The 1,262-nt window shown below is 45.4% G+C and carries 1 protein-coding gene; it reads left to right on the forward strand.

Features of this window, described 5'->3' with window-relative positions; genetic code table 11:
- Positions 1-1,185 carry an elongation factor Tu gene (tuf, locus tag ACSSVW_RS20305; protein ID WP_036971551.1) on the forward strand — a complete coding sequence of 395 codons (1,185 nt, stop codon included), beginning with the start codon at positions 1-3 and terminating at the stop codon, positions 1,183-1,185.
- Positions 1,186-1,262 lie beyond the last annotated feature (77 nt).

Here is a 1,262-nt window from a genome sequence, read left to right on the forward strand (position 1 = left end):
ATGGCAAAAGAAAAGTTTGAACGCGTAAAACCGCACGTAAACGTTGGTACAATCGGCCACGTTGACCACGGTAAAACTACCCTAACTGCAGCAATCACTAACGTACTTGCAAAAGTATACGGTGGTACAGCTAAAGACTTCGCATCAATCGATAACGCTCCAGAAGAGCGTGAGCGTGGTATCACAATCTCAACTTCACACGTTGAGTACGATACACCAACTCGTCACTACGCACACGTAGACTGTCCAGGACACGCCGATTATGTTAAAAACATGATCACTGGTGCTGCTCAAATGGACGGCGCAATCCTAGTAGTTGCTGCAACTGACGGTCCTATGCCACAAACACGTGAGCACATCCTACTTTCTCGTCAGGTTGGCGTACCTTACATCATCGTATTCATGAACAAATGTGACATGGTTGATGACGAAGAGCTACTTGAGCTAGTAGAGATGGAAGTTCGTGAACTTCTTTCTGAGTACGATTTCCCAGGTGACGACTTACCTCTAATCCAAGGTTCAGCACTTAAAGCCCTAGAAGGCGAAGAGCAATGGGAAGCGAAAATCATTGAACTAGCTGAAGCGCTAGATTCATACATCCCAGAGCCAGAGCGTGACATCGATAAGCCATTCATCATGCCTATCGAAGACGTATTCTCAATCCAAGGTCGTGGTACAGTTGTAACTGGCCGTGTTGAAGCTGGTATCATCAACGTGAATGACGAAGTTGAAATCGTAGGTATCAAAGAAACTACGAAGACAACATGTACAGGTGTTGAGATGTTCCGTAAGCTTCTAGACGAAGGTCGTGCGGGTGAGAACATCGGTGCACTTCTACGTGGTACTAAGCGTGAAGACGTTGAGCGTGGTCAAGTACTTTGTAAGCCTGGTTCAATCAAGCCACACACTAAATTCACTTCAGAAGTATACGTACTTTCTAAAGATGAAGGTGGCCGTCATACTCCATTCTTCAAAGGTTACCGTCCACAGTTCTACTTCCGTACAACTGACGTAACAGGTGACGTACAGTTACCAGACGGCGTTGAAATGGTAATGCCTGGTGATAACATCAAGATGACTGTAGAGCTAATCGCTCCAATCGCGATGGACGAAGGTTTACGCTTCGCTATCCGTGAAGGTGGCCGTACAGTTGGTGCTGGTGTTGTTGCAACTATCGTTGAGTAATCAACTATAGTGATGCATTAAGCATTCAAGAAAAACCCGAGCTTAGTCTCGGGTTTTTTTATGGATGAGAAAATAGA

The sequence above is a fragment of the Pseudoalteromonas sp. MBR-15 genome (assembly GCF_053628915.1).

Bases quoted from the DNA above. Each gene is read 5' to 3' on its own strand.
- tuf (WP_036971551.1), top strand. From the start codon at position 1: ATGGCAAAAGAAAAGTTTGAACGCGTAAAACCGCACGTAAACGTTGGT.